Here is a 1059-nt window from a genome sequence, read left to right on the forward strand (position 1 = left end):
TAGAGCGGCTGCCGATCACGCGGAGTCGGGCTGGGTTTTCACACGCGGGCTGATCTGATTCCCTGTCTGCTTTCGACAGGAGGGTCGATGTCGTCGCCGTTGTCGTCCGATCTGCGTGAGCGCGTCGTGCACGCTGTGGAGGAAGGATCCTCGCGTCGTGGCGCAGCGCGGCGCTTCGGGGTCAGCCCATCCAGCGCCATCCGCTGGCAGGAGAGCTTCGTGCAGGAGGGTCGGGTGGCGGCCAAACCGCAGGGCGGCGACCGGCGCTCGCAGCACGTCGAGGCGCACGCAGATCTGATCCTGAGCCTTTACGAGGCGCAGCCGACGATCTTCCTGTCGGAGTTGCGGGGCCTGCTGGCCGAGCAGGGCATCGCGACGAGCGAGAGCGGCCTGTCGCGCTTCTTCAAACGTCACGGGATCACGCGCAAAAAAACACGGCGCACGCGGCCGAGCAGGACCGGTCCGACGTAAAGGCCGAGCGCGAGGACTGGTTCGAGGCCCAGGACGAACTCGATCCCGACACCCTCGTCTTCCTCGACGAGACCGCGGCGACCACAGCCATGGCACGTCGCTATGGTCGTGCCCCACGTGGCGAGCGCTGCCGGGTCGGCGTCCCACAGGGACATTGGAAAACCACCACCATCACGGCTGCGCTCCGCACCAGCGGCCTGGTCGCCACGACGATGTTCGACGGAGCGACGAACGGTGAGCGCTTCCGGGCCTACGTGACCGACATCCTAATCCCGGCCCTGAGGCCAGGCGACACCGTGATCCTGGACAACCTCCCGGCCCACAAAGTCGCGGGCGTGCGCAAGGCCGTCCAGGCGGCCGGTGCGCGCCTCCTCTACCTGCCGCCCTACTCGCCCGATCTCAACCCGATCGAACAGGCCTTCGCAAAGCTGAAGGCGCTCCTGCGGACGGCCGCCGCACGAACCGTCACCGACCTCCGGCAGGCGATCCAGAACGCGTTCGCTGCCTTCACCCCTGCCGAATGTCGCAACTACCTCGCCGCCGCTGGATACGATGCATACGATCCAGCATGATCGGATGCGGCTCTAG

The 1059-nt window shown here is 67.0% G+C and carries 1 protein-coding gene; it reads left to right on the plus strand.

All coding sequences use genetic code 11. From position 1 onward, the window contains the following. Positions 1 to 87: 87 nt before the first annotated feature. A protein-coding gene (locus FV217_RS22400; RefSeq protein WP_147821839.1) for an IS630 family transposase occupies positions 88 to 1043 on the plus strand; the annotation gives its coding sequence in 2 pieces (ribosomal slippage) (positions 88 to 427 and positions 427 to 1043; 957 coding nt in all). The last annotated feature ends 16 nt before the right edge of the window (positions 1044 to 1059 follow it).

It is taken from the genome of Methylobacterium sp. WL9 (assembly GCF_008040035.1).
In the GTDB taxonomy this organism is placed as follows: Bacteria; Pseudomonadota; Alphaproteobacteria; order Rhizobiales; family Beijerinckiaceae; genus Methylobacterium; species Methylobacterium thuringiense.